At 62.3% G+C, this 4,937-nt stretch carries 4 protein-coding genes; 3 read left to right on the forward strand and 1 reads right to left on the reverse strand.

What is annotated here, in order from left to right; all coding sequences use genetic code 11:
* Both EN969_RS16670 and rho read left to right on the forward strand, forming a co-directional pair.
* Positions 1–291, forward strand: a 291-nt coding sequence (locus EN969_RS16670; RefSeq protein WP_206525167.1) for a CopD family protein, incomplete at its 5' end; no start/stop codon positions are given.
* Between the two features lie 229 nt (positions 292–520).
* Positions 521–1,786 carry a transcription termination factor Rho gene (rho, locus tag EN969_RS16675; RefSeq protein WP_013528732.1) on the forward strand — a complete coding sequence of 422 codons (1,266 nt, stop codon included), beginning with the start codon at positions 521–523 and terminating at the stop codon, positions 1,784–1,786.
* Positions 1,787–1,989: 203 nt separating this feature from the next.
* Here the strand turns inward: rho and EN969_RS16685 are convergent, their stop codons facing one another.
* On the reverse strand, positions 1,990–4,008 hold the full coding sequence (locus tag EN969_RS16685) for a thioredoxin domain-containing protein (protein WP_063169600.1): 2,019 nt from the start codon (positions 4,006–4,008) through the stop codon (positions 1,990–1,992).
* 64 nt (positions 4,009–4,072) lie between these two features.
* Between EN969_RS16685 and mnmE the strand changes: the two genes are divergently transcribed.
* A partial coding sequence (gene mnmE, locus EN969_RS16690; RefSeq protein WP_127419250.1) for a tRNA uridine-5-carboxymethylaminomethyl(34) synthesis GTPase MnmE occupies positions 4,073–4,937 on the forward strand: 865 nt, incomplete at its 3' end.

Consider the following 4,937-nt stretch of genomic DNA (forward strand, 5'->3'; position numbering starts at 1 on the left):
GTGATGGAGCGGCGCCTGCTGCGCGGCATCATCAACCCGGCGATGATCGTCACCTGGGTGTTCGGCCTGTGGCTCGCCTGGAAGGGTTTCGGTTTCCAGGGCGGCTGGCTGCACGCCAAGATCGGAGCGGTGCTTTTGCTGTCCGCCGTTCATGGCTATCTGGCCGGCGCGGTGCGCAAATTCGCCGAGGACCGTAATGAAAAACCGGCCAGGCACTGGCGGATGGTCAACGAGATCCCCACATTGCTGATGATCGCAATCGTCATCCTGGTGGTGGTCAAGCCGTTCTGATGCATGTCGCTCAAAAACGGCCAGGAGACTGCGACAGGCATTGATGCGTTTAGGCCTTCATAGGCCATGCAAAACGCAGCTTGCTCTTTCACCCGACCGACGATAAAAGACGGGTCTTCCTTCCCGTCATGCGCCGCCCCTCGTTGTTTTCGGCCGCGCCCGGCATTTGTCGCATCCCGCCGATATTTTCCCAAAGCCTACCCAGACTCCATCTATTCAAGGTCCGTCTATGCAAGAAATGAAACTCGCCGAGTTCAAGAACAAGAAACCGCCAGAGCTGATCGCTTATGCCGAATCGCTCGAGGTCGAAAACGCCAGCGTCATGCGCAAGCAGGAGCTGATGTTTGCGATCCTGAAGAAGCTGGCCGCCCAGGAGATCGAGATCATCGGTGATGGCGTGGTCGAGGTGCTGCAGGACGGTTTCGGCTTCCTGCGCTCCGCCAACGCCAATTACCTGCCAGGTCCCGACGACATCTATATTTCACCGTCGCAGATCCGGCGCTTTTCGCTGAAGACCGGCGATACTGTCGAAGGGCCGATCCGCAGCCCGAAAGAGGGCGAGCGCTATTTCGCGCTGCTCAAGGTCAACACCATCAATTTCGACGATCCCGAGAAGATCCGTCACAAGATCCACTTCGACAATCTGACGCCGCTCTATCCGACCAAGCGGCTGAAGATGGAGATCGAGAATGTCACCACCAAGGACATATCGGCCCGTGTGATCGACCTGGTGGCGCCGATCGGCAAGGGACAGCGCGCCTTGATCAACGCGCAGCCGCGTACCGGCAAGACGGTTCTGATGCAGAACATCGCCCACTCGATCACCGCCAACCACCCGGAATGCTATCTGATCGTGCTGCTGATCGACGAGCGGCCGGAAGAAGTGACCGACATGCAGCGCTCGGTGAAGGGAGAGGTGATCTCCTCGACCTTCGACGAGCCCGCGGTGCGCCACGTGCAGGTCGCCGAAATGGTCATCGAGAAGGCCAAGCGCCTGGTCGAACATGGCCGCGACGTCGTCATCCTGCTCGATTCGATCACCCGTCTCGGCCGCGCCTACAACACCGTCGTGCCGTCATCCGGCAAGGTGCTGACCGGTGGTGTCGACGCCAACGCGCTGCAGCGGCCGAAGCGCTTCTTCGGCGCCGCCCGCAACATCGAGGAAGGCGGTTCGCTGACCATTATCGCCACCGCGCTGATCGATACCGGCAGCCGCATGGACGAAGTCATCTTCGAAGAGTTCAAGGGCACCGGCAACTGCGAAATCCAGCTCGACCGCAAGGTGGCCGACAAGCGCATCTATCCGGCCATGGACATCCTGAAGTCCGGCACCCGCAAGGAAGACCTGCTGGTTTCCAAGCAGGACCTGCAAAAGATCTTCGTGCTGCGCCGCATCCTGGCGCCGATGGGAACCACCGACGCGATCGAGTTCCTGATCGACAAGCTGAAGCAGACCAAGACCAATGCGGATTTCTTCGATTCGATGAACACGTAAGGGGATGGGGTAGCGATCCTTCGCGCCCCCCTCTGCCCTGCCGGGCATCTCCCCCTCTAGGGGGGAGATTACGCCCTTGGTCGTTTTCGGCAATTATCAACGCCGTAAGGTGAACGGAACAGCGAAGCTGCCGATCTCCCCATTTTGAGTGGGCGATGGCCGGTAGGCCAGAGGGGGGCGTCTCTCGCCGGCGGTTAGCAAAACTATCGCCGTCGCAACAATCGCTCGAGCTCTTCAGCATCCGTCACCGCCGGCAAACAAACCTGCCCCGTGCACAACCATGCACCTGCCTTGTCGGTCGGCGGCAGGATTCCACCGGGTAGCAAGGATCGATTCGCTGCCGTACCGATCGGCACGACGATGTCGATGCGGCGCGGGTCCGGGTTTCGATTCGCAACCGGAACGAGCTTTGGATCTGTGAACTCATCCACCAACACCAGCTTGAGCGGCTCGATCGCCAGCGCGCAGGCATTGACGATGCCGGCCTGGCCATAGGCCTGCTGCGCCGCGCGGCCGGCGGCATGCTCGGCGACGTGCCAGGCTCTCTCCTGCAGCTCGAGATTGCCGGTGACGGAGGCGAGCCTGACCAGCGCCTCGATGATCTGGCCGGTGGCGGACGGAATGGCTTCGTCGACATCGCCGCGGATGCGGATCGGCACGTCGGTGCTGTCGGAAGCAGTCAGGTAGTAACCTGTCTTCTCGGCGTCGGCGTGCCAATGCTCGAGCTGCTCGACAAACTGGCCGGCCTGGTCGACATAGCTCCAATTTCCAGTGGCCTCGAACAGCGAGATCGCTGCGTTGGCCATGGCGGCATAGTCGCTGGACAAAGCAGGGAACAGTTTTCTGGCACCGAGCATCGAATGCGGCAGGCGGCCGTCGCGGCTGGCAGCGCTGATATGGGCAAAGGCCTTTGCCGCCGCATCGATCCAGTCAGGCCGCGCCAGCGCCCGGCCGGCCTCGGCAAGCGCCGCGATCATCTGGCCGTTCCAGTCGATGAGGGTCTTTGCGTCAAGGCCGGGCCTGACCCGCTCTTCCCGGACAGCAAGGAGTTTCGCCTTGAGCGCGCTGATCTCTTCGCGGTGGATCACATATTGCGATTGCTGGGACCAGGTTTGGTGGACGACCGGCTCGCCTTCCCAGCCATGCGGGCTGGAGAGCGTGAAGTGCTTGAAAAACAATGCGGAATCGTCGCCAAGGGCGGCTTCGATCTCGTCGCGGCTCCAGGTGTAGAACAGACCTTCCTCGCCGTCGCTGTCGGCATCGAGACTGGCGGCAAAGGCACCGCCGTCGACGCGCATTTCGCGCAGCAGCCAGCCGATCGTCTCTTCGATTCGCACCCGGAACAATTCATTGCCGCTTGCGGCATAGGCCCAGTTGCAGAAGCGGAGGAGCTGGGCATTGTCGTAGAGCATCTTTTCGAAATGCGGCACCAGCCACTCGGCATCGGTCGAGTAGCGGCTGAGCCCGCCGCCGATGTGGTCGTAGATGCCGCCGCGCAGCATCTGTTCGAGGCTGTTGAGGACGTCGTCGCGATGGGCGGCATTGCCATCACGCAGCCAGGACAGCCACAGCGTTTGCATGAACGGCGCGTTGGGAAATTTAGGCGCGCCGCGCAATCCGCCGAGATCACGGTCGATCATGCCGTCGATGCCCTTGGCCAATTCCGCCAGCGTGGCGCGGTCGAGCACGGTTCTGGCATGCGAACCGGCGAGCCTCGCCTCGACATGCGTCGTCAGGCCGTCGGCGCTCTGGTTGAGGCTCGCCCGCTTCTCCCGCCACGCCTTGTCCACCGCCTCCATCACCTGGATGAAGCCGGGGCGGCCGTAGCGCGGCTCGCGCGGAAAATAGGTGCCGCCCCAGAACGGCTTGCCGTCCGGGGTCAGGAACATGGTCAGCGGCCAGCCGCCCTGCTCGCCCATCGAGGACAGCGCCGCCATATAGATCTGGTCGATGTCCGGGCGCTCCTCGCGGTCGACCTTGATATTGACGAACAGACGGTTCATGACGGCGGCGATGCCATCGTTTTCGAAGCTTTCATGCGCCATGACATGGCACCAATGGCAGGCGGCATAGCCGACCGAGAGCAGGATCGGCCTATCCAGCGCTTTCGCCTCTTCGAGCGAAGCCGGCGACCAGGCCCGCCAGTGGACGGGATTGCCGCTGTGCTGCTGCAGATAGGGGCTGGCTTCTTCGGCAAGCAGGTTTTGCGCGGGCAGCGTCACTGGGCAAACTCGGGTGCGATTGGCTGATAGGCGTGAAGCTAGGGCGGTTCAGTAGAGCGGGCAAATGATTTCAGGCGATTCCATCGTAGCGCTGTCGAGCGGCCGGCTGCCTGCCGGCGTCGCCGTCATCCGAATTTCCGGCCCACAGACTCGATTCGTCGTCGAAACGATTGCTGGGGCTATGGTTAAGGACCGCGCGGCGGCTCTGCGCAAGATGCGGGCACCCGATGGAGCCGTGCTCGACACCGGGCTGGTCGTGTTCTTTCCCGGTCCGGCCAGTTTCACCGGCGAGGACGTCGCGGAATTCCACGTTCATGGCGGCCGTGCCGTTGTGGCAAAAATGCTGGAGACGATGACCGGGTTTGACGGCGTCAGGCACGCGGAACCGGGCGAATTCACGCGTCGCGCCTTTCTGAACGGCAAGGTAGACCTGGTCGAGACCGAGGCGCTGGCGGATCTCGTCAATGCCGAGACGGAGGCGCAGCGGCGCTTCGCGGTGCAGAATGCCGACGGCGTACAGAGCGAACTCTATCTCGGCTGGCGCCGCAGGCTGATCCATGCCCGCGCCATGATCGAGGCCGAGATCGATTTCGCCGACGAGGAAGACGTCCCTGGTTCCGTTTCGGATGCGGTCTGGTCTGATGTCAGAACGATGATCGACGAGATCGACCGGCACATCGCCGGATTTCGCGCCGCCGAGATCATTCGCGACGGCTTTGAGGTCGTCATCCTCGGTGCCCCCAACGCCGGTAAGTCGAGTCTGTTCAACGCCCTGGCGCGGCGCGATGCCGCTATAGTAACGGATGAACCAGGCACGACCCGCGACCTGCTTGAAGTGACACTTGATCTTCAGGGGCTGCGTGTCCGGCTTACGGATACGGCCGGGTTGCGCGATGCGCCGGGGAAGGTCGAGGCGATCGGCATCGAGA

The organism is Mesorhizobium sp. M7A.F.Ca.CA.003.01.2.1, assembly GCF_003998945.1.
Lineage (GTDB): Bacteria > Pseudomonadota > Alphaproteobacteria > Rhizobiales > Rhizobiaceae > Mesorhizobium > Mesorhizobium ciceri.

What these genes read in the sequence shown, in the direction of transcription:
- rho (WP_013528732.1), top strand. Translation starts at nt 521, where the DNA reads ATGCAAGAAATGAAACTCGCCGAGTTCAAGAACAAGAAACCGCCAGAG.